General features: G+C 29.7%; 25 protein-coding genes and 1 pseudogene. 15 read left to right on the forward strand and 11 right to left on the reverse strand.

From position 1 onward, the window contains the following. Positions 1 to 104: 104 nt before the first annotated feature. Positions 105 to 1,649, reverse strand: a complete 1,545-nt coding sequence (locus tag ABWU82_RS00520; protein WP_353289558.1) for a hypothetical protein — start codon at positions 1,647 to 1,649, stop codon at positions 105 to 107. A 693-nt stretch (positions 1,650 to 2,342) separates the two neighbouring features. Between ABWU82_RS00520 and ABWU82_RS00525 the strand changes: the two genes are divergently transcribed. From ABWU82_RS00525 to ABWU82_RS00575, 11 genes are all read left to right on the forward strand, one after another. Next, complete coding sequence (locus ABWU82_RS00525; RefSeq protein ID WP_353289559.1) at positions 2,343 to 3,299, forward strand: glycosyltransferase; 957 nt, start codon at positions 2,343 to 2,345, stop codon at positions 3,297 to 3,299. Continuing rightward, the gene (locus ABWU82_RS00530; protein WP_353289560.1) at positions 3,299 to 5,488 is read left to right on the forward strand and encodes an ATP-dependent helicase; all 2,190 of its coding nucleotides are present in this window, start codon (positions 3,299 to 3,301) and stop codon (positions 5,486 to 5,488) included. Before ABWU82_RS00525 ends, ABWU82_RS00530 begins: the two co-directional genes overlap by 1 nt. Before the next feature lie 5 nt (positions 5,489 to 5,493). After that, entirely contained in the window at positions 5,494 to 6,027 is a 534-nt protein-coding gene (locus ABWU82_RS00535; RefSeq protein ID WP_353289561.1) for a hypothetical protein, read from the forward strand. 19 nt (positions 6,028 to 6,046) lie between these two features. Beyond that, a complete protein-coding gene (locus tag ABWU82_RS00540) occupies positions 6,047 to 6,868 on the forward strand; it encodes a TIGR00282 family metallophosphoesterase (protein WP_353289562.1) in 822 nt (273 codons plus the stop codon). Positions 6,869 to 6,953: 85 nt separating this feature from the next. Beyond that, positions 6,954 to 7,181, forward strand: coding sequence for a YneF family protein (locus ABWU82_RS00545; protein WP_353289563.1), 228 nt, complete (start codon positions 6,954 to 6,956; stop codon positions 7,179 to 7,181). Next, entirely contained in the window at positions 7,182 to 7,766 is a 585-nt protein-coding gene (gene yihA, locus ABWU82_RS00550) for a ribosome biogenesis GTP-binding protein YihA/YsxC (RefSeq protein WP_353289564.1), read from the forward strand. It begins immediately after the preceding gene. A gap of 29 nt (positions 7,767 to 7,795) precedes the next feature. Beyond that, complete coding sequence (locus ABWU82_RS00555; protein ID WP_353289565.1) at positions 7,796 to 10,402, forward strand: valine--tRNA ligase; 2,607 nt, start codon at positions 7,796 to 7,798, stop codon at positions 10,400 to 10,402. A 1-nt stretch (position 10,403) separates the two neighbouring features. Beyond that, positions 10,404 to 11,291, forward strand: a complete 888-nt coding sequence (gene ispH, locus ABWU82_RS00560) for a 4-hydroxy-3-methylbut-2-enyl diphosphate reductase (protein ID WP_353289566.1) — start codon at positions 10,404 to 10,406, stop codon at positions 11,289 to 11,291. 6 nt (positions 11,292 to 11,297) lie between these two features. Next, positions 11,298 to 11,804 carry a TrmH family RNA methyltransferase gene (locus tag ABWU82_RS00565; RefSeq protein WP_353289567.1) on the forward strand — a complete coding sequence of 169 codons (507 nt, stop codon included), beginning with the start codon at positions 11,298 to 11,300 and terminating at the stop codon, positions 11,802 to 11,804. 6 nt (positions 11,805 to 11,810) lie between these two features. Continuing rightward, positions 11,811 to 12,476: a tRNA (guanosine(46)-N7)-methyltransferase TrmB gene (trmB, locus tag ABWU82_RS00570; RefSeq protein ID WP_353289568.1), complete on the forward strand. Its 666-nt coding sequence runs from the start codon at positions 11,811 to 11,813 to the stop codon at positions 12,474 to 12,476. A 31-nt stretch (positions 12,477 to 12,507) separates the two neighbouring features. Beyond that, on the forward strand, positions 12,508 to 12,948 hold the full coding sequence (locus ABWU82_RS00575) for an RpiB/LacA/LacB family sugar-phosphate isomerase (RefSeq protein WP_353289569.1): 441 nt from the start codon (positions 12,508 to 12,510) through the stop codon (positions 12,946 to 12,948). Positions 12,949 to 12,997: 49 nt separating this feature from the next. On the opposite strand, the gene ABWU82_RS00580 is transcribed toward ABWU82_RS00575, so the two are convergent. Continuing rightward, complete coding sequence (locus tag ABWU82_RS00580; protein WP_353289570.1) at positions 12,998 to 13,354, reverse strand: hypothetical protein; 357 nt, start codon at positions 13,352 to 13,354, stop codon at positions 12,998 to 13,000. Between the two features lie 415 nt (positions 13,355 to 13,769). Here ABWU82_RS00580 and ABWU82_RS00585 point away from each other — a divergent pair, with 415 nt between their 5' ends. From ABWU82_RS00585 to ABWU82_RS00600, 4 genes and pseudogenes are all read left to right on the forward strand, one after another. Further along, positions 13,770 to 15,236 (forward strand): catalase, encoded by a 1,467-nt coding sequence (locus ABWU82_RS00585; protein ID WP_353289571.1) that lies wholly within the window; start codon positions 13,770 to 13,772, stop codon positions 15,234 to 15,236. 115 nt (positions 15,237 to 15,351) lie between these two features. After that, a pseudogene (locus ABWU82_RS03630) lies at positions 15,352 to 15,477 on the forward strand (helix-turn-helix domain-containing protein); the annotation flags it as partial. Between the two features lie 335 nt (positions 15,478 to 15,812). Continuing rightward, a complete protein-coding gene (locus ABWU82_RS00595) occupies positions 15,813 to 16,328 on the forward strand; it encodes an IS30 family transposase (RefSeq protein WP_353289573.1) in 516 nt (171 codons plus the stop codon). A 313-nt stretch (positions 16,329 to 16,641) separates the two neighbouring features. Then, entirely contained in the window at positions 16,642 to 19,059 is a 2,418-nt protein-coding gene (locus tag ABWU82_RS00600) for an ATP-binding protein (protein WP_353289574.1), read from the forward strand. 282 nt (positions 19,060 to 19,341) lie between these two features. On the opposite strand, the gene ABWU82_RS00605 is transcribed toward ABWU82_RS00600, so the two are convergent. The 9 genes from ABWU82_RS00605 to rplU all read right to left on the reverse strand — a co-directional run bounded on the left by ABWU82_RS00605 (position 19,342) and on the right by rplU (position 25,702). Then, a complete protein-coding gene (locus ABWU82_RS00605) occupies positions 19,342 to 19,605 on the reverse strand; it encodes a type II toxin-antitoxin system RnlB family antitoxin (RefSeq protein WP_353289709.1) in 264 nt (87 codons plus the stop codon). A gap of 474 nt (positions 19,606 to 20,079) precedes the next feature. Then, the gene (locus ABWU82_RS00610; RefSeq protein ID WP_353289575.1) at positions 20,080 to 20,439 is read right to left on the reverse strand and encodes a type II toxin-antitoxin system RnlB family antitoxin; all 360 of its coding nucleotides are present in this window, start codon (positions 20,437 to 20,439) and stop codon (positions 20,080 to 20,082) included. A gap of 475 nt (positions 20,440 to 20,914) precedes the next feature. After that, positions 20,915 to 21,274, reverse strand: a complete 360-nt coding sequence (locus tag ABWU82_RS00615; protein WP_353289576.1) for a type II toxin-antitoxin system RnlB family antitoxin — start codon at positions 21,272 to 21,274, stop codon at positions 20,915 to 20,917. A 26-nt stretch (positions 21,275 to 21,300) separates the two neighbouring features. Further along, complete coding sequence (locus ABWU82_RS00620; RefSeq protein ID WP_353289577.1) at positions 21,301 to 21,747, reverse strand: RNase LS family HEPN domain-containing protein; 447 nt, start codon at positions 21,745 to 21,747, stop codon at positions 21,301 to 21,303. Then, positions 21,696 to 22,706 (reverse strand): ribonuclease H1 domain-containing protein, encoded by a 1,011-nt coding sequence (locus ABWU82_RS00625; RefSeq protein WP_353289578.1) that lies wholly within the window; start codon positions 22,704 to 22,706, stop codon positions 21,696 to 21,698. The genes ABWU82_RS00620 and ABWU82_RS00625 overlap by 52 nt, the downstream gene beginning before the upstream one ends. Positions 22,707 to 22,817: 111 nt before the next feature. Continuing rightward, on the reverse strand, positions 22,818 to 24,647 hold the full coding sequence (locus tag ABWU82_RS00630; RefSeq protein ID WP_353289579.1) for an APC family permease: 1,830 nt from the start codon (positions 24,645 to 24,647) through the stop codon (positions 22,818 to 22,820). Between the two features lie 111 nt (positions 24,648 to 24,758). Then, a complete protein-coding gene (gene rpmA / locus ABWU82_RS00635; protein ID WP_353289580.1) occupies positions 24,759 to 25,079 on the reverse strand; it encodes a 50S ribosomal protein L27 in 321 nt (106 codons plus the stop codon). Positions 25,080 to 25,094: 15 nt separating this feature from the next. Beyond that, a complete protein-coding gene (locus ABWU82_RS00640; RefSeq protein WP_353289581.1) occupies positions 25,095 to 25,397 on the reverse strand; it encodes a ribosomal-processing cysteine protease Prp in 303 nt (100 codons plus the stop codon). Between the two features lie 5 nt (positions 25,398 to 25,402). Next, positions 25,403 to 25,702, reverse strand: coding sequence for a 50S ribosomal protein L21 (gene rplU / locus ABWU82_RS00645; protein WP_353289582.1), 300 nt, complete (start codon positions 25,700 to 25,702; stop codon positions 25,403 to 25,405). Positions 25,703 to 25,787: the final 85 nt, after the last annotated feature.

Raw genomic sequence — 25,787 nt, forward strand, 5'->3', positions numbered from 1 at the left:
CGTCGATGATAAAAAGAGTGTCTTCTATTTCATCATATGCGTCGATATTTTTAATTACTTCTTCAAGTTTTTTTCCTTCTCTTTTTGCGATTTCTTTACATTTGCTAATTTTTTCTTTTTTTAATTTTTCGATATCAAAAATTATTTGAAGTAAATATAAAGCTCTTTTTTTCTCCCTGACTTAAGGTATCGGCTTTAACAACTTCTTCATGACTTAAATTTTGAAATTTACCACCAATTTTTTCTTCAAATTTAAAAGTAACTTTAGGTAAAGAGGATGTTCCTATAACAATATCTTGCTTATTGGAAATTTCCATATTAAAAGGAACAGAAAACCTTTGTTTAAATACATCCAATGCTTCTTCTCAAATCGTGATATTATGATTAGTATTTTTAATTATTTTAGATAATTTTTTATATTCACTTAAAAAGTTTTTAAATTCGTCATTTTCATATAAATGCGAGGCTCAAAACATTTTTTTAAGTTCTGATGTAGAATTATTATTTAAAAAATCTATTATTTTTGTATTTTGAATAATAATATTTTTAAATTTTTCTAAAATATCTTCGCCAATTCTACTAGATATCTTTTCTATTTTGCTCATAAATTTTGTTTTTTTAATTTCATCTTCAATTTCAGAAATAATATTTTCTAGCTCATTAATACTAAATAATTCATCATATTTACTTCTAAATTTTTTGTTATCTAATTTATTTAGATTGTATTTTTTAACGTAATTATTTAAACAAATTCTATTATTTTTTTCAAAAAAATAATTTGATTTTAAGTTGTCTTTAATTTTTTTTAAAGCATTTAAAGTAAGTTTGCCTTTACATAAAAAAGGATATTTATTGTATATATTATCTACATCATTAATAAATTCTGAAATATTATCTTTAAATATTGGATCCTCGATAAATTTAATAACTCTTAAATTAAAAATATCCTTATATTTAGCATCATAAAAATCTAATTTATTTTTAATAAAAAAATCAGATTTTAGGTAATTATCAATCACATCTAAATATGCAAAAATTTCTTTTGAATTATTTAAATTAAAATCTTCAATTATTTTAGTTTCCAATTCATCTATATGTTTGTCTATTTTATATTTAAGAAACCGAGATAATCGTTCATATTCGTAAAGATATAACAATCGTTGTAAAACCATTGTTTTGTTTTTTACTAATGAATTAATTTTGCCCTTTATACCTTCATTAACTAATAAATAAATTAAACTATTAGTTTTATATTCAGTATCAAAACTCTTTATAACGCAAATAGAATTAAGTTTTTGAACTGATTGTTGTAAATCTAAATTATCTACTTTTAAATCACACTCACCATTTAAATAAAATATGTTATCTTTAATTCCTATATTTATATATTTTTTAACGTTTTTTAATGCTCTTTCATTATTTAGATTACTTATTGTTGTAAGAAATCGATTAAATTTTTGTATATTTTCAGATAACAATTTAAATGTTTTTGTAAAAGATGTTTTCATAATTCCGTTTTTAGCGTAAATAATTACGGAATTATTAATGCTGCCGTCATCCTTATCATTAACGTTTTTAGAAAAATTAAAATTATAATTTAATTTGTTTATTCCAAAACACTTTTTAAAACTAATCTCTAATGATTTCATAACACTTTACTTCCTACTTGGAATTAACATTTTTTAATTACATTTTCTTACATTATTTTATTAGTTTTTAATATATCAAGTATAAGCATATTGGTTTTATTGCTAATTAATTAAATTTATTTATATTCAGTATTTTTATAAACTCGAAATTTATAAAAATACACATAAAAAAGATAATTTTTGTTTATAATAAAAGCAGATAAAAATACATATAACACTTTAACAAAGTACAAAATAAAACCAGACACGGCCATGTCTGGTTTTGTGCACCTTTTTAGTGGAATTGTAATAATCTAGAAATTAATAATTTAACGAATTTAAGTAATTTTATTTACTTAAAATTAAATATAATAATACTAATACTATTATCAATAACACTAAGGTGGACATCAATAAAAATACATATTCCACCTCCAAAGTACAAATTTATTGTAAGAAAATAAGCGTATCGGACATCACGCTTGTTTTCTTCTTTTTTTCCTAATAATCATTTACTTTTTATTAACTAAATGATTCAGTTTATATAAAGCAACTTTATAAAACTAAGAATTGAAGTATATAATTAAATCTATAAACTATCAACAACAAATAACCACTTCGGTGGTTATTTTCGTTTGTACTAATAATATGAACTCCCTGTAGATACCAATATTATTGGTAAAATATGAATAGTTATTTCAAGAGGTACTAACTATGAGCTATACACCCAAAATTTCTTTTATTTTATACGTTTATAAAAATACAGAAAATTTAGCAGACTCTTTAGCTGCTTTAACTAAATTTAACGAAAGAGACGTGGAAATTATTATCCACCAAGATCCTGGTTCATCTGAGGTGGACCAAATTTTAGACAACTTCTTTCAAGATTGCCCGAACCACAACATCACTTACATTAAGAACCAACACTTTTTAGGCCAATCTTTTTGTTTTAATGAAGGTTTAAAAATTGTGCATGCACCCTACACTATGTTCATGTACTACAACGATGTCTTTGATTTAAAATTATTAGATACTTTAAATTTCCCAATTACACAAGGCTATGACATCATTTCCATTCCTTCACTAAGAGAAAGCTGATACCCACTAGAATCTAACGAATACTGTGGTTTATCTAAAGAATTAATCTTAAACTGCGGTGTATCAAACTTAAGAGACAAAATCTTTAGAACTGCTTATTTATTAGAATCTAAATTAGACTTTGAAGAAGACAAGTGATACCCTGATGTTTTCATGTTAAAAGTGTTATTAACCTTCAATAAATGATGAAACATTTTAGGTGAACCATTAGTGGATATTAGAAAAGAATGTATTGCCGGTTCTAACTTGTATGACTTCTTATACCAAGTCGAAGATTTGTTTGATTTAGCCATTAAATCAAACATTTATGAAACTTACAAAGAAGAATTCGACTACTGAATTACAATCGTTTGTATCTACGAATTCTTGTCAAAAATTTATGCCAACTATTCAATCCACTTGACTAACAAAAAGTCAATTGAAAAGAACATCAGAGTCATTAAATTAGCCATGAAACACGTAACCCAAGTTATCGATAAATACGTTCCTGACTTTAAAACTAATAAATACTTCAAGAAGTACGCGACAAAAACCATGAAATACTTCTTGAAGTCAGAAAAGGCTATTTTCTAATGAATTTAGATAGACTGAACGAAACCCAAAGACAAGCGGTCACTTATCCAGTCGAACCGTTAATGGTAATGGCGGGAGCTGGTACTGGTAAAACCACAGTTTTAACAAATAGAGTCGCATACCTAGTAAACCACTACAATATTGATCCACGTAGAGTTTTAGCCATTACATTTACCAATAAAGCCGCCAACGAAATGAACGAACGGATTGCAAAAATCATTGGTTATCCGATTGAATGGATCGGTACTTTCCACGCTATTTGTATTCGGATTTTACGTCGTGAAATTTATCATTTAAACAGAAACAATAACTTCAAAGTCGTAGATGATGAAGAACAAACTACTATCTTAAAAGATATCTACGAACAGTATGGTTATAAAAACGCAGATATCAGTTATAAAAACATGTTACACATCATTGACCAAATCAAAACTAACATGTACGACATTGAAGATATTAGAAAGCCAGAAATCTTATTAAAGTGAAACTTAATGAGTTTCCAAGCCCCTATGGTTATCAATGTTTACCAACAATACTTAAACAAGTTTGAAGCGTATAACTATTTAGATTTCAATGATATTTTAATTTATACCGATGCTATCTTAACTCACTTTGCTGATGCACGTGAATACTGATCAAACCGTTTTAGCTACATTCTAGTAGATGAGTTCCAAGATACTAACGACATCCAATACCGTTTAATTAAATTCTTAGGTGGAGAACGCTTCAATGTGTTTGCTGTAGGGGATGAAGACCAAACCATCTATACTTTTAGAGGCGCTAACCCTAGAATTATTCATGATTTCATTCATCATGACCACAAAGAAATTCCAGTAATTAAATTGGAAGAAAACTACCGTTCTACCCAACAAATTCTCGATGTGGCTAACGAATTGATTGGCCATAACGTTGAAAGAATTAGAAAGAACTTGTTTAGTAGTAAAGTAAACGGTAGTAAGCCAAATCTTTATGTAGCAGAAAATGATGATGAAGAAGCAAACTGAGTGGCTAGAAAGATCAGTGAACTAACTGATGAATACCATGTCGCTTTAAAAGATATTGCTGTTCTTTATAGAAGTAACTATGTTTCACGTCCGTTTGAACAAGCTTTAATTTCTGAAGGTATTCGTTATACTTTATACGGTGGTTTCAAGTTCTACCAAAGAACTGAAATTAAAGATATCATCGCTTATTTAACCGCTATTCAAAATAACGATGAACTTTCTTTAAGAAGAATTATTAACGTACCACGTAGAAAAATTAGTGATACTACCGTAAAAACCGTAATGGATTATGCTGGTGTTAATAATTTAAGTTTCTGAGATGCTTTAAACCAAGCTGAACACATTACTGGTTTAAGTAACATTCAGCAAAAATCTATCGCTAATTTTGTCGATTTAATGTACTCATTCAAACAAACTGAATACACTTCTATTGGCGCTTTATTTGATGATGTTGTTAACAAAACCCAATACACTGACTATGTTTCAAATAAAGATAGTCAAAAAGAAAAAACTGTGTTAGACAACTTGCAAGAATTAAAGAACGGGATGTTAGTGTACCAAGAAAAAAATAAAGCTGCTTGGTCGTTAGAACACTACTTACAAGAAATTGCGTTGTTTACTTCGGCAGATGACAAGAAAAAACACGAAAACAGCGTCTCTTTAATGACGGTACACGCTGCGAAAGGGTTAGAGTTTGAATACGTGTTCTTAGTGAACTTTGTAGATGGTTCCTTCCCTTCTGTACACTCTGTAGAATCTAGACACGGTATCGAAGAAGAAAGACGGTTAGCTTACGTAGCCATTACTAGAGCTAAAAAACACTTATATATCTCTGCTAACACTTCATACATGTTCCAAAAGAAAATGAATAAAGTGGAATCGCGTTTCTTACACGAAGTGAAGTATGATAGTTTAAACCGTTTAAATAAAAAGATTGTGAAAAAGAGTTCATGAGATTTAGAATGGTACGATTCACAAGCAAAACCTAAACTAAAAAAAGAAGATGTTTATGAAGTGAAGAGTGTTAATGACTATAAAATTGGCGATCAAGTGGTTCACACTGTCTTTGGTTTAGGCACAGTTATCGGGATTAACAACGATATCTTAACCATTGGTTTTAAACCACCGTACAATGTGAAAGAAATTATTTACAACCACAAAGCGATTAAAAGACAAATTATGTAATTGTTATGAATTTTCATATTTTTCAATTATTAACCAAATATGCTCAGAAAATTAACCAATTTAGTTTGCCTGAAAAATATCAACGCTATTATGAAATCTATCTCAAACTCACAAATTTATTACAAAGCTTAGATTTTGAAACCATTGCTTTTTTCAATAAAGAAGCTGATGATATCGATTACTACGCTAACTTAGATGATTTAACTAAAACTAAAGCGGTTTATTTGTCTTATCTCACCAAAGAATTAAATTGGTCAAAAGTTAACGATATTCATTACAATTTCACTTACCAATCGGGACACCGGATTTATCGTGAAGACACAGTTAGTAAACCTCCACATTTTGACATCCTTATTGTGCCCATCCAGTTAACTGATGGAACTAACATCGTAGTTCACAAATTATTACACGCTAGATTTCTTAAAGAAACCTCTAATACCATTATTATTGGTATTGGTTTTCAAGAAGCACTTTGTGAATTGGGCACGATCACTAACTTAACCAACACCATTAAACCTGACTATCTACTGTTAGTCTAGTTTAAGAAGAAAGTATTATATGAAAATATTATTTATTGGTGACATTTTTGCTAGCACAGGCCGTAGAGCAGTGCAAGAAATTTTACCAAACTTAAAAAAATCAGAACACATTGATTTTGTTATTGCGAACGCAGAAAACACAACCAACTGTAAAGGGCTATCTATTGAACACTATAAAGATTTAATGTCTTATGGCGTCGATTTCTTCACAATGGGCAACCATACGTGATCAAGAAAAGAAATTTATGAAATTTTGGACACTCAACCTAATATCATCCGGCCATTTAACGTAAACACATTACACGATTTTGGCAAACACGGTATTGGTAGTAGAGTGGTGGAAGTACAAGGTAAAACCATTCGGATTACCAACTTATTAGGCAGTTCAGTCCACTTCAACGAAATCCAAACGAACCCATTCTTCGTTTTACAAAGTTTAGTTAGAAACGAAAAGAAAACAGACTTCCATATCGTCGATTTCCATGCTGAAACTACTGCAGAAAAATCTGCTTTATTTTATGAATTTAAAGGAAAAGTGGATGCCATTTTAGGTACTCACACCCACATCCAAACCGCTGATAACCGGATTCGTAAACACACCGCATTTATTACTGACGTCGGTTCTACTGGACCTGCCGATGGCATCATCGGTGGTAAAGCTGAATTAATGGTGAACCGTTTTAAAGGTATAAACGAAAGAATCATTTTAGAAGAACAAGGCGGTTACTTCCAATTCTGCGCCGTTATTCTAGATTTAGATACTGAAAATAACGTCGTAACCGATATTAAAAGAGTCTATATTTACGAAGAAGACTTAATCAATCAAAATAAGGTTAATTAATTGTATATAATTAAAAAATATGTGCTTTTAATTACAAATCACTTTTAAATCATTATTGAATATTTAAAATCAAGGAGAATATTATATGTCAGCAGGAGCAATCGCTGGTTTAGCAGTCGGTGTCTGTATCTTAGGACTTATCATCGGCTTAATCGCAGGATACTTCATTTCAAGAAAAGTATTCCAATCACAATTAAAGAAGAACCCACCTATTACTAAAGACACAATTAGAATGATTTACTCACAAGTTGGTAGAAAACCAACTGAACAACAAGTAAACGATATTTACCGTAGAGCAACTAAGGTTAAATAATTGGTTAAATTTATAAAATCAGCAAATTTGGTTGATCAGTACTTTACTGACAAAAGAAACCAAATTTGTTTTGTTGGCCGTTCAAATGTTGGTAAATCAAGCTTAATTAATGCCTTAGCAAATAATTCAAAAATTGCGAAAACTTCTTCAACTCCAGGTCACACTCAACTCGTGAACTTCTTTGACTTTGAAGACTACGTGTTAGTGGACTTACCAGGATATGGTTTTGCAAAAACCAGTCGTGACAAGAAAGACACAATCCAAGCGATGATTGGCGAATATCTCTCTTGATCTACAAAACTAGTTGGAGTCTTCCAACTATGTAATATTGACGTCATCACTGAAGATGATAAAAAAATGGCGCAATATTTAAAACAATTTAAAAAACATAACATTGAACACTTTGTCATCTTAACGAAGTCTGACAGAGTCAATAAAAGTTTTTTTGACAATAACAAAGTAAAAATTGCTCAATATTTAGGTGTTCCAGTAGACAACATTTTACCGGTATCTACAAAAAACAAACATAACATCGATAAACTCAAAGCAATTAGTAAAGCAATTAATTTAAGACATAAAGATTAAGGGCTCATTTCTTCATAAGGAATTTGGATATGAAAGAATTAGACAAAAAATTTAATCCTCAAGAACTAGAAAAAAACAGATACGATTTCTGGTTAGAACATAAGTTGTTTGCTCCAACAGGCAAGGGCGAACCATTCTCAATCATCTTACCTCCGCCAAACGTTACTGGTAGATTACACTTAGGTCACGCCTGAGACGTAAGCTTACAAGATACATTAATCAGATATAAAAAATTACAAGGTTTCGATACTTTATGAGTACCTGGTACAGACCACGCTGGGATTGCTACTCAAACTAAGTTTGAAAAGATTTTAAAAGAAACTGAACACCTAAGTCGTCACGAATTAGGCCGTGAAAAATTCTTAGAAAAATTATGAGCTTGAAAAGAAGACCAAGCGAACTTCATCCGTAGTCAATGAAGAAAAATGGGTATCGCGTTATCTTACGACCATGAAAAATTCACAATGGACGAAGACATTAACGAAGCAGTAAACCACGTGTTTGTCACTTACTACAAACAAGGGTTAATTTACCGTCACAAAAAATTAGTTAACTGAGACCCAGTATTAAAAACTGCGATTTCTAACATCGAAGTAATCCACAAAGAAACACACTCTAAGATGTACTACTTCAAATACATCTCAGAAGACAAACAAGACCAAGTCATCGTGGCAACAACAAGACCTGAAACTATGTTTGGGGACGTTTGTTTAGTCGTTCACCCTGATGATGCTAGATTTACACACATCCTAAACAAGAAGTTTGTAAACCCAGCTAACGATGAATTATTACCAGTAATTACTGATAACTACATTGATATGGAATTCGGAACTGGGGTAATGAAATGTACACCAGCTCACGACTTCAACGACTATGAAATCGGTAAACGTCACAAATTAGATATCATTAACGTCTTAAACGATGATGCTACAATGAACGAATTAGCTGGTAAATACAACGGTATGGACCGTTTAGCTTGTCGTAAACAATTAGTGGCTGACATTGAAGCTAAAGGCTTAGTAGACCACATTGAAGACATCGTAAACCAAGTAGGTTACTCTGAAAGAACTGATGCAATCGTTGAACCTTACTTATCATGACAATGATTCGTCAAAATGAAACCATTAGCTGAAGAAATCTTAAAAATGCAAGCTAGTGATGACACAATGACGCAATTTGAACCTGCAAGATTCAACAACACTTTATTACAATGATTAGAAAACATCGAAGACTGATGTATTAGTCGTCAATTATGATGAGGTCACCAAATTCCAATTTGATACAACAAACATACTGACGAAATTTACTGTGATACAGTAGCACCAAAGGACATTGAAAACTGAGTCAGAGACGAAGACGTTTTAGACACTTGATTCTCATCTGCTTTATGACCAATGGTTACTTTAGGCTGACCTAAAAAATCAGAATTATTTGAAAAATACTACCCAACTGACGTTTTAGTAACTGGTTATGACATCATCTTCTTCTGAGTATCAAGAATGATGATGAGCGGTAAACACTTTGCTCAAGAAAAACCATTCAAAAACGTATTAATCCACGGTTTAATTCGTGACGAACAAGGTAGAAAAATGTCTAAATCTTTAGGTAACGGTATTGATCCAATGGACGTTATCGACGAATACGGTACTGACGCTTTAAGATTATTCTTAACTTCAACTGCAACTTTAGGTGAAGACTTAAACTACTCTCCAGAAAAATTAAAAGCTAACTGAAACTTCTTAAACAAGTTATGAAACGGGGCAAGATACGTTTTACAACTATTAGAAGATAATGTAGATTATGAATTAACTGCAAGTGACTTCAACAACTTAGGCCACATGGATGCATGAATTCTGTCTGAATTAAACACTTTAATTAGTGATATGACAAAGAACATGGATAACTTCAACTTTGTGGTAGCCACTAAGAAGTTATACGACTTTGTGTGAAACACTTTCAACAACCAATACTTAGAAGTTTCTAAGATTGACATCAGAAATAACTCACACTTAACTAAGAAAGTACTTCTATACGTTTTAAAACAAATCTTAATTATGCTTCATCCTTTATGTCCATTTGTGACTGAAAGCATTTACCAAATGTTACCTAACAAAAAACTTTCAATTATGATTGAAAGTTGACCAAAAGAAGTAAGCATCAATAAAGACATTAATTACGTGAACTGATTCTTTGAAATTATCGACTCAATCAGAAAATTCAGAGCTGATAACAACATTAAATTCAAAGAAGCTTTAGAAGTTCAATTACACTCAATCCAAGCAAACACTATTTCAAACGAATTTATTAGTTTTGCTAACTACTACTTAGCCTTAGTTAATGCTCAAATCATGACTGAAACAGTTGCATGAGATAATACTTTCTCATTAATTACAACTAACTTTGAAATGTTAATTAACGCTGTTAACTTAGTAGACAAAACTGCTGAATTAGAAAAATTAACAGTCTTAAAAGCAAAATTAGAAAGCGAAATTCAACGTAGTACAGGCATTTTAAGTAATGCGGCTTTCGTTCAAAAAGCTCCTGCACAAAAAGTTGAACTAGAACAAAACAAACTAAAAGATTACCAAACACAATTAGAAGCTGTGTTAGTTAAAATTCAAGAATTAAGTAAATAAGATGGAAGTCATTAAAATTACTCCGCGCGGTTTTTGTATTGGAGTAGTTAATGCTTGAAAAATTGTTTTACAAACTAGAAAAGAATTTCCTAATAGTCGGATTTATATGTTAGGTTGGTTTGTGCACAACAAACACATGGTGGAAGACATCTTAGACCAAAACATTATTGTCTTAGATGACAAAAATACTTCACGCTATGACTTGGTCAAAAATAATCCGTTCCAGCCTGGTGATATTTTAATTTTGAGTGCTCATGGTACTGACGAAAAAACCATTCAGTTAGCCAAAGAAATTGGTTATCACGTGGTTGACACTACTTGTCGTTATGTAACAGACACCCATAATGTGATTAAAGAAGGTTTAAAAAATAACAAGATTATCTTTTACTTAGGCAAAACTTATCACCCTGAGTCTAACGCTTCAATTGCTTTAGATAAAGACAGAATTAAACTCATTACTAATTTACAAGACTTAGAAAAATTAGTGCCTGAGTACCAAGATCAAGAAATCTTAGTTACCAACCAAACCACTTTATCTAAACTTGATTTACAAGATTACTACGACTTTATCACCACACATTTTCACCACTACGAAATTAGAAATGATTTGTGTGATGCCACTCAAGAAAGACAAAACGCTTTATTAAACTTAAGCATTAAAGTGGACTTATTAATCGTTGTGGGCGATCCTAAATCGAATAATTCCAACCAGTTATTACGGATTGGTTTACGAAGAAAAATCCCAAGTTATTTAATCAATAACTTAAGTGAACTAGATACATGTTGGTTAAAAAACGTTCATAAAGTTGCAGTCACTTCTGGAGCATCAACCCCTACACGGATTACTAACGAAGTAATTCAGTATTTAGAAAATTGAAAAGAGGAATAAATTACTATGAGTTTACACATCGTGTTTCAAAAACCATCTATCGCTGAAAATATCGGTAATATCATTAGAACTTGCGTCGGCTTTGGTGCAGAGCTTCACATGATTAGACCATACGGGTTCATTTGAAACCCTTCGAAAATCGCTCGTAGTTCTACAAATCACATGGACCAATGCGTGATTCACCAATACGATGATTGAGAAGAATTCTATGCAGCTACTCATCACGATAATTCTGAATACTACTTCTACACTAGATACGGCAAGAAAGCACCAAGTGACTTTCACTACGATTTAACCAGTAAAGACATTTATTTAGTCTTTGGCAACGAACACTATGGCATCGATAAAGACATTTTAAAAGCTCACTTAGACACTTGTGTGAGAATTCCCATGACAAGCGATTTAATCTGCTTAAACGTTGCTAACTCCGCAGCCATTGCAGCTTATGAAGTTGTAAAACAAAACAATTACCCTAATTTAGAATTAGAAGAAATTTTCAACAAGGAATGATAATCATTTATGCGCTTAAGATTTAACAAAGACGCCAGTACTAACTTACAAAACGATACAAAGTTTTTTATTAACACGGAAGAATTAAGTCAAATTAACCCCAACACTTACTTTGCTGACGTTAACAAACCAGTTTATTTAGAAATTGGTTCTGGTAAAGGTAATTTCATTATTAACAATGCGTTAACTTACCCAGAAAACAACTACATTGGTTTAGAAAAATTTGATACAGTCTTATGAAAGGCTATGAGAAAAGCTCAAACCCACGAAGACTTAAACAACTTAAAATTAATGTCTTATGATGCAGTTAAGATTGATGAATTGTTTGCTCCTCACTCAATCAGCAAACTATTCTTAAACTTCAGCGATCCATGACCCAAAGCAAGACACGCCAAGAGAAGACTAACTCACCCTGACTTCTTAGAAAAATACAAAAAGATTTTAAAAGCTGACGGTCTTGTGCAATTTAAAACTGATAACGATGGTTTATTTACTTGAACGATGGAAGAAGTGTTGTTAGCTCATCCTGAAGCTTACGAAATCGTTTACCACACTACTGACTTGTACCAAGACTTAAATAACCCATATAACGTAAACAATATTCCGACAGAATACGAAACTAAGTTCTATAATTTAGGTAAAAACATTAATAAAGTGATTTTCAGATTTAAATAATTCTGAAAATACCTTTGAAGAAAATCCATTTATGCTAAAACCAACCATTTACATTACAGGTAATTATGCCTCAGAATCAGCAAGAATTAGCTTGATTCAAAAATTAACAGAATTACATTACGATGTGAAAGACTTTCACCCAACAAATGACTACGTACAAGACGCTATTAAATTAGCCAACGAAGTCAAGGGTGACAAATTACACAAAGTAGGAATTTTAATTTGTAACACTGGTAGAAGTATGATTAACGCCACTCAATACGTAGAAAACGTAAAGAACAGTTTAATCAACAAAGAAACTATTAAAACTACTAGTCAAGATGAATTAGGTAGATCTAACATCATTTCTATGGGTGTCAAAGAATTTACCGAAGAAGAAATCATCGAAATTGCGTTAAAATTCTTAAAGTCTTTTAACAAAAACCAAGACGAAAACGAAGAATGTAGCTGTTACAGATTCAAAATTATTTAAGAATAGAAAAACCTCATTCCTAACTGGGATGAGGTTTTGTTTATCATAATTAATCTTTAAAAGTTTGTAACACTCATTTAGTCATTTCATCTGAAGTGTAAAAACTGTTTAACGCCATTTGGATGGTATCTAGACGTTTAATCATTTGACGAATTAACTGTAACAGATTTTCAGTTTGTCTTTGTGCAAACGCTTTGTTTAATTCGTAAGTTCCATCAGCTAATAAAGTGTAATAAGAACGGTGCAAAATCGCAATGGCGTTGTTTAATTCGTTTAATTCTGGATCTGTATCAATTTCTTGAATCCCAGTATTTAATTGGTAGATAATTTGGCCGTCAGCTTGGGTCCCACTAGTACTATTCATCGGGGCTTGACCCACTTCTAATTTTAATAATACTTCTTTCATCAATATTCTCCTTTGACTGAATTGTATTATTGAGATTAAAAAGTCAGTTTTAATCTATCTAGGTTGATTGTAAACGATTATTCACGCTTTTAGAGTCAATAAGGTAGTGAGAATGCTTGCTGTTTTTTGATAAAAATACTGAAGTTGGATAAACTTTTATAAATTCATCTTTACAAGATGAGGTTATATTTTTATATATAATACTGACATTTTCGCATTAATTTTGTATTGAGTGATTAATCCTTTTTGTGTTTTTGTTATGCGTTTTACTTGACTAACACTTCGCAAATTTGGTATAAATTAATTACTAGTTTTACTTTTAAAACTAATATACCTAACAAATAATAATTGGATTACTGGTTTTATTTTTAAAACTAAATATTCATTTTTAAATAAGAAGAAAGAGTTTTTATCCGTGCAAAATAAAAACAAATTTATTACAAACGAAGTCGGTTGCCCAATCGACGATAACGATAATTCAAAGACTGCAGGTTTTTATGGACCTGTCACTTTAGACGATACTTGATTAGTAGAAAAATTAGCTCACTTTGACCGTGAAAGAATTCCTGAAAGAGTGGTTCACGCTAAAGGAGCCGGAGCTTACGGTAAATTTACTGTGACTCATGATATTACTAAATACACAAAAGCCAAATTATTCAGTGAAATTGGTAAAGAAACCCCAGTCTTTTTAAGATTCTCAACTGTTGCTGGTGAAGCTGGTAGTGCTGATGTTGAAAGAGACCCAAGAGGGTTTGCTATTAAATTCTATACAGAAGAAGGTAACTGAGATTTAGTTGGTAACAACACACCAGTCTTCTTTATTAGAGACGCTATTAAATTCCCAGACTTTATCCACTCACAAAAACGTGACCCAAGAACAAACTTAAGAAGTAACAACATGATGTGAGACTTCTGATCACACTCTCCAGAATCATTACACCAAGTTACAATCTTAATGAGTAGCCGTGGTATTCCTGATGGTTACAGACATATGAACGGTTACGGTAGTCACACTTTCAGTATGATTAACGCTAACAACGAACGTGTGTTTGTGAAATTCCACTTTAAAACACAACAAGGTATTAAGAACTTAACGCAAGAAGAAGCTAACAGAATTGCAAGTTTAGACCGTGATAGCGCTACAAGAGATTTATACAACGCTATTGACAATAAAGATTTCCCAAGATGAACTTTAAAGATCCAAGTCTTAACAGAAGAACAATTAAAAGACTTACCATTTAACCCATTTGATGTAACTAAAGTTTGACCACACAGTGTGGCACCATTAATTGAAGTTGGGGTCTTAGAATTAAACGAAGTTCCTGACAACTACTTCAACCACGTTGAACAAGCAGCTTTCAGTCCTGCTCACGTAGTTCCTGGTATCTCATTCAGTCCAGACAGAATGTTACAAGGTAGAATCTTTAGTTATGGTGATACTCAAAGATACCGTTTAGGCATCAACCATGACCAAATCCCTGTCAACCGTCCAAGATGTCCATACGCAACTACACACCGTGGTGGTTACAACAACCAAAACGATTACAAAGATGTATTAAACTATGCTCCAAACTCATACAACCAATACAATGATGACAAGATGAGTATTGAACCTGGTTTTAGTTACGGTGACAGTCACGAAGCTATGAAATATGACTTCAGAAAATATGACACTGATTACTTCAGCCAACCATTAGCCTTATTCAACTTATTTGACGACAAAGAAAAAGATGTTTTAGCGACTAACATCGCGAACTCAATGGCTGGTGTTGATCACGACATCATTATGCGTCAATTAAAATGATTCAAACAAATTTCATTTGAATACGGCAACAACGTTGCTAAAAAATTAAACTTAACTGAAGAATACGTACAGTTATAATAATAACAAAAAACAAGAACCCTTTGATTGGGCTCTTGTTCCTCAATTGAAATAACAACTGCAACACTTACAATAAAGGTGTTGGGTTGTTATTTTTATTTACGAGGTAAAAATTATGTACTATCAATTATCCAAAGAAGAACGTTACACCATCGATAAGTTATTTAATCAAGAACGTTTATCAATAATAAAAATTGCCAAGTTCCTCAATAGAAGTCCTTCGACAATTTCAAGAGAATTAAACGTAATACTATTGATGGATATTACGACTATGAACATGCTCATAAATCATTTGTCCGAAGAAGTTGACACAATCATTCAATGTATCTATTAAAGTATTCAGATTACACAGATAAGTTTTTGTCTATATACGACAGAAGAGTGTGTGGAGTGAAAAACTGTTGACATCTTTTAAGTTTGAATTCAGACTACAAAAAGGTTAGTTATAAGCAAATATACAACTGAATTAACTCGAATAGATGGGCAGTGAAAAAGAGCGGCAAACTTAGAAAATACTATATAAAAGGTGGCAAGAGAAAGTCGGGTATTTTCAGCAAATTTAAAGATAAAAGAGTAATGCCAATTTGAGTTAGACCAAAATATATTGATCTTCGCCAAGAATTTGGCCACTGAGAACTAGATTTAGTTATCGGTAAGAAAGCTAATGGATTCGACAATATTATTACATTCACAGAACGGAAAACAAGAATGTTATTCGTTACAAGACTTAAATCCAAGAATCCAATGAAAGTTAATTCAGCTCTTTGAAAATTAATTAAAGACAACCATCTTTATGTAAAAACTATCACAACTGATAATGGGATTGAATTTGAAAAGATTGGTCTGTTAGCTAATTGAGCTGACTGCTTGGTTTATTATTGTGAACCATTCGCTTCTTATCAAAAAGGAAGCAACGAAAACATTAATGGTTTAATTAGACGTTTCTACAAAAAAGGCACATCATTTAACGATGTAACTGATGAAGAATTATTAGCCATGCAAAACCAAATTAATTTAATGGATAGAGAAATGTTTAATTGAACTTCTAGTTACCAAATGTATCAATCAGAAATGAAAAAAATGAACCACTAGAAGAATAGTGATCCATTTCATATTTCCGAGTAAATAACTCACTAACAATCTCATAAAACAAGACTATAAATTTGATTAAATTAAGGATTTGTGTAAACTTATCCCAGTTTTTTCATGAGTTATCTATTTATAATTATAATATCAGGTTTTAAAACCCAATCGTTGCACTTGTTATTACAATAAAGAAACAAGAACCTTTTAGTTGGGTTCTTGTTTTTTTGCTAATTAGTTAATATTTAAATTTTGTTTATTTTCAATAAATAATATATATAAAATAAATGATATTTAAAATTGATTAAATTGGAGGGTGTTTATGAAAGGTGTATTAGTAGGAAAGAGAATAATAAATATTTCAAATTCATGTAATTTAGGTATTTTTTCTAAAAAACAACAACAAGAGATAATTTTTGAACATGTTTCTTCATTATTAAATTTAAATAAAGAGGGAAATAAATTGATAGATGATTTATTAAAAGAAGAAGTTGATTATAGAATTAAAAAAATTATCAGTGAAACTAATGTCTCAAATTCAAAAGAACAACAGCTAAAAGCGAGTTGTGTTTATAAACAATTAAACGAAGTAACTCTGCCAAAAAGATATAACAAAAATTGTTTTGGTGAAAATTTTATAGAAGAATTAGAGACCACAAAAAAAGAAGAAAGAATGTTTCCTATAAATAACGGATTAAGTCTAATAATAGATAGAACCATAGATGATAATTATATTGGTGAATTAATTGTTTTAGTTGGTGCTAACAATGTTGGTAAAACAAATATTTTAAATTCTATAGAATTGTTAGGTAAAACATATGAATATTCTTATAATCACAATACCGAAAAAATAAATGATTATAAAAATTTTAATAAAACAAATTTATTACCATGTATTTTTTTTATTTATAAAACAGGTTTTCAAAAAGACGAAAATAATCTTATTGCATTTTCGTTCAATACAGTAAAGGATATAAATAATCAAGAAAATAGAATATCATTTAAGTTAAATACAACCAAAAAGTGACTTAATGATAATGGAATTGACCAAAATATAGACAATTCCATCATGATCGATGGTCTCAAATATAAAAATTTGCCATTAAATGACAAGAATTTAATATCACAAGTTGAAATTCAAAAATATCTTGATAAAAGAGAATTGATGCAGTTTGAAGATGAATCGGCGTGAAATCTTTTACAAAGAATAGAAGGCAATAACAATAAAATTTTATTTCCTAAAATATTTTTTTATGACAAAATTAGCCAAATAATTGATGATAATTATTTTGAAATAAACAAGTTGGAAGATAACAAAAACAAAAAGTTGTTTTGAAATAAATTATTTTTTATATTCAACAGATATAACAAAAAAATAAAATTAAATTTTATAGATTTTTTAAATGACTATGAAATAAAAAATAAAGAAGAAATTTTAAACGAATGTTGTGGTAAATTATCAAGTCAGTTTAACTATTTTTTTGGATTTAAAGAAAATATTTATGAGTTTAAAATTCAAATAAATTTTAATGAAAAAATGTCTTTTTTTATAAAAGTAAATAATGAATTACAAAAATATTCTAAACAGTCAGTGGGTTTTCAAACAATATTCGAAATGTTAATTACTTTGCAAAGTTGTATCATGAACGATAATGAAACAATTTTAAGACCAGGAGATATTTTGTTATTTGACGAACCTTTTACAAATCTTGAAACTTTAACTATTGTAAACATTAGAAATTGATTAAGAAAGTTATGTAATGATTTAAAAATTACAATAATTATTGCAACACATTTGCCAGCTTTAGTTGATTTTGATTTTTTAGAAAATATAAGAATTGCAACAAATAAAAATAATGAGTGTTTTTTAAAAAATAATTATTGAGAATATGATGGTTATGAAGGTTTCCAAAACACTTCAAAACCAATAACTCAATCAATGAAAACATTTACAGGAAATGTTTTAGAAACAGAAAATCCTTATTTTATTTATGTGGAAGGAATTACTGATTATTTGTATTTAACTGGGATAAAACACTATATATTGAGAGAAAATTCAAATCACTACATAAAAAATTGAATTTTCATACCAATAGGTGGTTTAGGCGAAGTTGAAATTAATGGCAAATCAGAAACAGTTGGTGATTCTTATACCCAAGAAATAAAAAGTCATCGTAAAGAAATAAAAAATATTGAAAAAGAAATTAAAAGACAACAAACAAATATAACGAATTTAAATAAAAATAAACCTAATTATTATAAAAATCTAGAAAAAATAAATGATTTAATAAAAAAACATTATGAGGAAATAAATAAATTAAAATTAGAAATTTCTGAAAAGAAAAAAATACTAAAACAGAAACAAAAAATAGTAAGAGAAAAAATTAAAAATTTACAAAATAATAATATAAACCAAAGAATATTTATACTTACAGATGGAGATGATTCTGGATTAAAAAGTAATGTTAAGAACACACCATTAATCTGTTGTTGTAATTTAAAACAAATAACGTTTGGAAAGAAAAAAGAAATAGAAGATTTCATTTCTAAAACTGACAAAATAAAATTCCATTTAATTTGAGATGAACATGGAAAAAATAATAAAAATCCAGATTTTTGTGCTATTTTTAAAAAAGCCATAATAAAAGGTGACTGCACGAAAAAAACAATTAAAAATTTAGAAAGCCTTGTAAATAATATGAATAAATATTTTATAAATTTTATAAAGAAATACAATTAAAATAAATAACAATATAAAACATTACACTGCCTTCGTAATTGTTTAGTCAATTATGGGGGCGGTTTATTAAACATTCTTGTTAAATTATTTAATTTTAGAAAAAATAATCATTAAATTATTTTCTAGTAAAAATAAAATGGTCTTTTTATAGGTATGAGTAAAATGAATTGAACACTATATTGTCTTTTCTAAATCGTATTTTAAAATTTAGTAATAGAAAACTAATATCACCAAAAATTCTCTTCAGTAATCATTTAACTGACTACTGAAGAGAATTGCTGATTAAAAGACAATGTTATCTTTAATATTTTGTCTTTGACTGTCTGTCAAAATTGAATTTTTGACAATTTCATAATTATTATGTAACCATTGAATCGTTACATTTTTAATTTCTCAACTGGGTTTTACGTGACATGCCTGAGTAAAGTCTAGTTTATCGTTAACATAATTACACTTAATAAATCGATTATGACCGTTACCAGTAATAAATAATTTATCTAAAAGAATGGTTTGAACATTAGACTGTTTTTTTAAAAAATATTCAATTTTTTTATGTGTTTAAAAATACCCTCATGAGTTAAAAATAAAATCAGTTTATCACATTCAGTTGAATCTACATCTAATACAATAAATTCTTTCATAACAAACTCCTTTTTTATTTTTACTTTAATAACAATACGCAGTTATTAAATTTAAGCATTTGTTTATTAAATCACTAGATTTTTGCTTGGAATAAATAAATCTAGTGTTACTTAAATTAGGATAAATTGCTTCTCCAAAGTGACACAAAGTGTCTCTATGTAATTTGTAAAAATTATAGCATATTTCTATATTAGTCTTTTTTCTGCAATTAAGATATTTTGGAGGTAAAAGGAGAGTAGTAGTAGCCCAAAATATCTGTTAAAACTTATTGTAATTAATAATTAATCTAAAATCAGATTTTAATGTAGTTGCTAAGCACCAATTATATAAAAAAATTCTCTCAGCAATCAGTTAAGTGATTACTGAAAGAATTTTCTGTTAAAAGACTATCTTATCTTTGATGTTTTGTTTTTGTCTGTTAGTTAAAATAGAATTTTTAACATATTGATAATTATCATGTAACCACTGCATAGTACTGAACTTTATGTTTCGTTGTGGCTCAATTATTTCTGATGTATTCAAATCTAATTTGCCATTTATACATTTACATTTAATAAAACGATTATAACCATTACCTGTTACCAATAATTGATCTAATAAAACGGTTTTAACATCTGGATTCTTTGATAAAAACTGTTCAATTTTATCTAAATATGTAGTGATACTTTCGTGAGTAAGATAAAGGATGAGTTTATCATACTCTAAAGAATCAATATCGATAACTACAAATTCTTTCATGTAAACTCCTCCAATTCTTGTATATTTTATTGCTTTATAACGATTAAATCGATACACTCTTGTATTCAATTGTTTACTTCTTTATTTATGTCTAATTTAAAAATTAAATTTTGATAACGTTAAAACAATAAATAATATCTTATTAGGTTCATGAAATAAAAAAGCCACTTTCAAAAGCGGCCTTTTCAAAATAAAGCATTCCAAAGTAATTAGATATATCTAATCAGTTGAAACCAGAGAGACCTTCCACTAATAAATAATGATACGCTCTCTCTTAAACAATCATATTGTACACAAAATAAACAGAAAAAATTACTAATATGAATTTAAAATTGATAGATTAATAAACGATTATAGTTCACCATTTTTAATAAATAATGATTATAAAAAGGATTCTATGTAGTTTCTGAAAACCGACATCATAAAAACATTCTCCTCAGCAATCATTTGACTGACTACTGAAAAGAATTTCTTATTAAAAGACTACATTATCTTTAATATTTTGTCTTTGACTGTCTGTCAAAATCGAATTTTGCACAAGTTCATAATTATTATGCAACCATTGAATGGTTACATTTTTGATTTCTAAACTGGGTTTTACGTGATATGCCTGAGTAAAGTCTAGTTTACCGTTAACATAATTACACTTAATAAATCTATTATAACCGTTACCAGTAATAAACAATTGATCCAAAAGAACGGTTTGAACATTAGACTGTTTTTTTAAAAAATGTTCAATTTTTTTTATGTGTTTAAAAATACCCTCATAAGTTAAAAATAAAATCAGTTTATCACATTCAGTTGAATCTACATCTAATACAATAAATTCTTTCATAACAAACTCCTTTTTTTATTTTTACTTTAACAATTCGTAGTTATTAAATTTAAGCATCGGTCTATTAAATCATTAGATTCTTGTTTGGAATAAATAAATCTAGTGTTACTTAAATTAAGATAACTTACTTCTCCAAAGTGACACAAGGTGTCTCTATGTAATTTGTAAAAATTATAGCATATTTCTATATTAGTCTTTTTCTTTAAGTCAGAAATTTTTGGGGTAAAAATATATTGATTTAAATTGTTAGTGTCTTTTTGAAAATAATTAAAATTAGTTTTTAATACAATACCAGTTTCACTAATTAAGTATTTGATGTGACCTTCTAAAGCTCTAAAAGCTGGTATTGCAAACATTGAATAATCTTCACAATAATCCATTACTTTCAAATTTAAATATTGTGTATTAAATAAACATTGTCTTAATAATCTTTTAATATCATTAGGATAGTTTTTGGGTAAATTATTAGACAAATCATCATAAAGACTATAAACGAATCTTTATCAATATTAGTGCGATAAGCACTACTTAAAATTTCTTCTACTTTAATATTCGAACATACCTCAATAATAATTGAGGTTATTGTTTGGAATAAAGGCGAATGTTTGCCTTGGAGTAATAATTGACCTTTATCAAATAAAGTAATGGTAATTTTTTCACCCTTATTTTTAAATTTATAAATTTGTTTATTTGCATGTTCATCATTTAATTCAATCAAAATGTTATTGTATGTCTCTGTTACTTTTTCTTTAATTAAATAAAAATCAGTTAATTTAAAATAAGGAATGGTGAATCAGTTATCACCCATAATGCCATTCTTATATTTATCATTTAAAGCCATTTTTGCTAAAGCGTCAGCTTTATCGTTATAAACAATATTACTGTGACCTTTAATTTTGACAAACTCCACTTGTAATAATGCTTTAAATTTAGACTCAAATAAATTAGTATACATTTTAGCTACATTAGATTTAGGAGTTCACTCACCAGTTAATCATTTATTTAATCCTTCATAATCATGATAAATTTTGAGTTTGTCATAATTATTCGAAATAGCTCAATCTAAAGCATTAATCACTCCAAAAGCTTCTCCAGCAACATTCTTTTCAGGTAGATATTTTTCATTTGATCCAGAACCACAAATATTTTCTTCTTCACCATTAGATTTAATTAACTGTACTCCATAACCATATCTATTTAATTCTTTATTGTAACTACCATCAGTAAACGCTACCAAATAGCCATCTTGGTTATCTTTTTGCACTTGTTCCACTCAGATATCTCTATCCGTTAAATACGCTTGAGCTTCTTCTTTAGATATAAAGGCTTTGTAGTCAGCTCCTTTAAAACCTTTAATTGAATTTTGACATTCATCTCAAGTTTCAAAAACGCCAGTTTGTGTACCCTTTTTAACTGCATAAAATTTTGTCATATTTATCACCTCTTTTGTTAATCTGCCCCCATTATATAATTCGGTGATCACATTACAGTCTGGAAATAATCGTGTAAAAAACCTTACCGTTTCCTGGTAAGGTTTTAAGTTTTAAATATCTGCTAACGGTAATGGTTCTTCTTGTTTTTTCTTAAAGAAGAATCTTCTGTTTTTCTTAGCTTCTAAAGTTTTGTTTGGGTCTTTATCTAATAAAGCTTGTTTCTTGTGTTCTAATTCAGTTAACTGAATTTCTAAGTTCATTTTTTCTAATTCCATGTAGTAAATACGGTTTAGTGTCTTGTTGTATTTTTCGCATAAACTTGGAATTACACATAATAAAATAATTCCTGCTAATACAGCAATTAAACATGTATTAGAAATAATCGCATCTCAAACACCAGAATTGTGACCTAAGTTAAATTCATTGTATGCTTGAACTTCAATAATCAAGTTTACGATTGGGCTGATGATTTGGGCCACCATCGCAATTAATACAACTAGTGAACTAATAAAGGCACAGATGATATACAATCATTGTTTCTTAGTTTTGTTTTTTAATTTAGATGTTTTAAAACCATAAGATAAAATGGCTAAAGCAATAAACAAGAAAGCAATAATCGTTTGTCAGTTTGAAATCAAGTCACAGAACGCATAGATATGAGCCAAGGTTGGGTTATGTGCTCCTTGCGAAACATACAGACCATAACCCCCTACTAAACGGTAGGCATAAGCACCAATCACAAAGCAAATGACTGATACAACTTGACCAAAGATTAATTGGTAGAAAATACCAACAACTGGTTTTTTAAATTTATTGATGTGTTTAATTAAACCTTTAGCAAATAAAGCTTCTCTAGATTCAATAAAGGTTTGGTATAAGTATGGCCCTCACATGCCATAGCCGTTTAAGCTACCGAGAATACCACACGTAATAATAATATTAATTAACGCATACACTCATGCGATATGTTTTTTAACAAAGAAAATCCCAATTCTATCTCATTTTCCACCAGGTGCACCTAATGTGATACCTAATGAAATAGCTAAGTAAATAGCTGTAACAATTAATAATCCTGTTAATAAAATTCAAGGAATTTTCTTTGGTTCTTTTAATTTGTCGCCCATTCCAGAAGCAACATAGAATCCGTCATATGCAAAGAAAATTGCAGATAAGGCCATGAACACTCCAAGGACTGGAGAGAACATGAAGAATGATGGTTGAGTTTGTGCGGTACTTGTGGTATCGTACGGAATGTAACCAATGTTATTTTCTGTTGGCAACTGTCCGTGACTCAGACCAATAATAATAAAACCAATTAGTAAGGCGAATGCTAATGGAACAAATTTAATCAAGTTTACCATTAAGCTTGTCGCGTTTCCTATTTTTAAAGAGAACCCCGATACTAAACAGAATCAGAAGTTCAAACCTAATGTAACTAACATAATTCCCCATCATGGGAAGTTAAGAACACTTAGGCCGATATGGCCATAGACTAAAACACCATTAACGTATGAAGCGTCTATATAAGCCAAACCACTTTGCAAACTTTGCAATAAATATACTGGCACAATGAACCAGTTTGTTGGCACATAAAAGTACAAGAAGTAATTTTTGGCCATTTTATAAACCATAAGGCTATTAAATTTTCTAATTCAACTTAAGAACCCACGGTTATCTTTTTTGGATTGGGATGCAATATCAATCAATGCGATTGCCATTGCAATAACAGATAAACCTGCAATTAATCAAGTAACTAAAGAAAGTACAATGGAATTGTGGGTGTAACCCATAACACCACCAGATTTAAAGAAGATACCCGATCCGATACAGCCACCCATTGTCATAATGACAGCAGAGAAGAAGCCAATTCTTTTAGGAATAGATTTTGTAACTACTAAATCTTCTTTAGCAATACTGTTGTTTTTTACTCTTTTATTCATTAAAATCTCCTTTCTATGATTTTTAATAGACGAAAAAACCCATACTCTTGAAGACAATACTTCAAAAGTATAGGTTTATAAATTATTTAATGTTTAGCGTAGGTTAAAAAATTATTTTTCAATAATTTCGTTTTCGATAACACTAACTTTAGTTTTGCTTCCCATGAATTTAGTGTATTTAACTACACCAGCAGTTAAAGCAAATAAAGTGTGATCTTTACCTTGTCCAACGTTTTTGCCAGGGTAAATTCTATTACCTCTTTGACGATAAATAATTTGACCAGCTTTTGTAGATTGTCCATCAGCAAGTTTAGCACCTAAGTATTTAGGGTTTGAGTCACGACCGTTCTTAGTAGAACCTACCCCTTTTTTACTTGCAAAAAGTTGTAAGTTTATTAAACATTTAGTGTTGAAACATTTAGTGTTTTTCATAAGATTAAATCCTTTCTAACTTAACTCATGGTTTATTTCTTGAAAAGAAATATACTGAGAGTACTCTTCATGATTAAGTGCTGATAATTGTGTTTGTAATAATTCTAATAAGTATAAATTAGCTTGCGATTGGTGCAGCAGTCTTAAGCTAAGATATCCTTCTTCAACGACAATTTCAACATCTTCCTCTACAAATCAATTAATAGCTCCCATCGTAATGGCACTCACACCTGCACACACGATGTCTTGACCGTGTGGAGCATAGTTGGCGTGTCCAGAAACGACTAAACCGTTTTTGTAGAACTTAATTTTAATCATTGAAATTATGCGTTAATTGATTTAATAACTAATTTTGTGTATGGTTGTCTGTGACCTTGTCTCTTGTAGTGGTGTTTTTTAGATTGAAATTTAACAATGTCAATCTTTTTTTGCTTTCCGTGTTTTTCTACAGTAGCTACTACTGAAGCACCAGCAACGAATGGTTTACCGATACCTTTTTCAGTCATTAATACTTGGTCAAAAGTAATGTCTTGGCCTTCAGCAACGTTTAATTTTTCAACGAAAATAACGTCGCCTTGTTGAACTTTATATTGTTTTCCACCTGTTTGGAATACAGCGAACATATAAAATCCTCCTAAAATCTCGCTTCAGATGGTCCTCTAATTTTTGTGCAAAATTAAAGTGTTTTACCATGTTGAATGCGGTTAC

This window comes from Ureaplasma ceti, from assembly GCF_040369755.1.
Lineage (GTDB): Bacteria > Bacillota_I > Bacilli_A > Mycoplasmatales > Mycoplasmoidaceae > Ureaplasma > Ureaplasma ceti.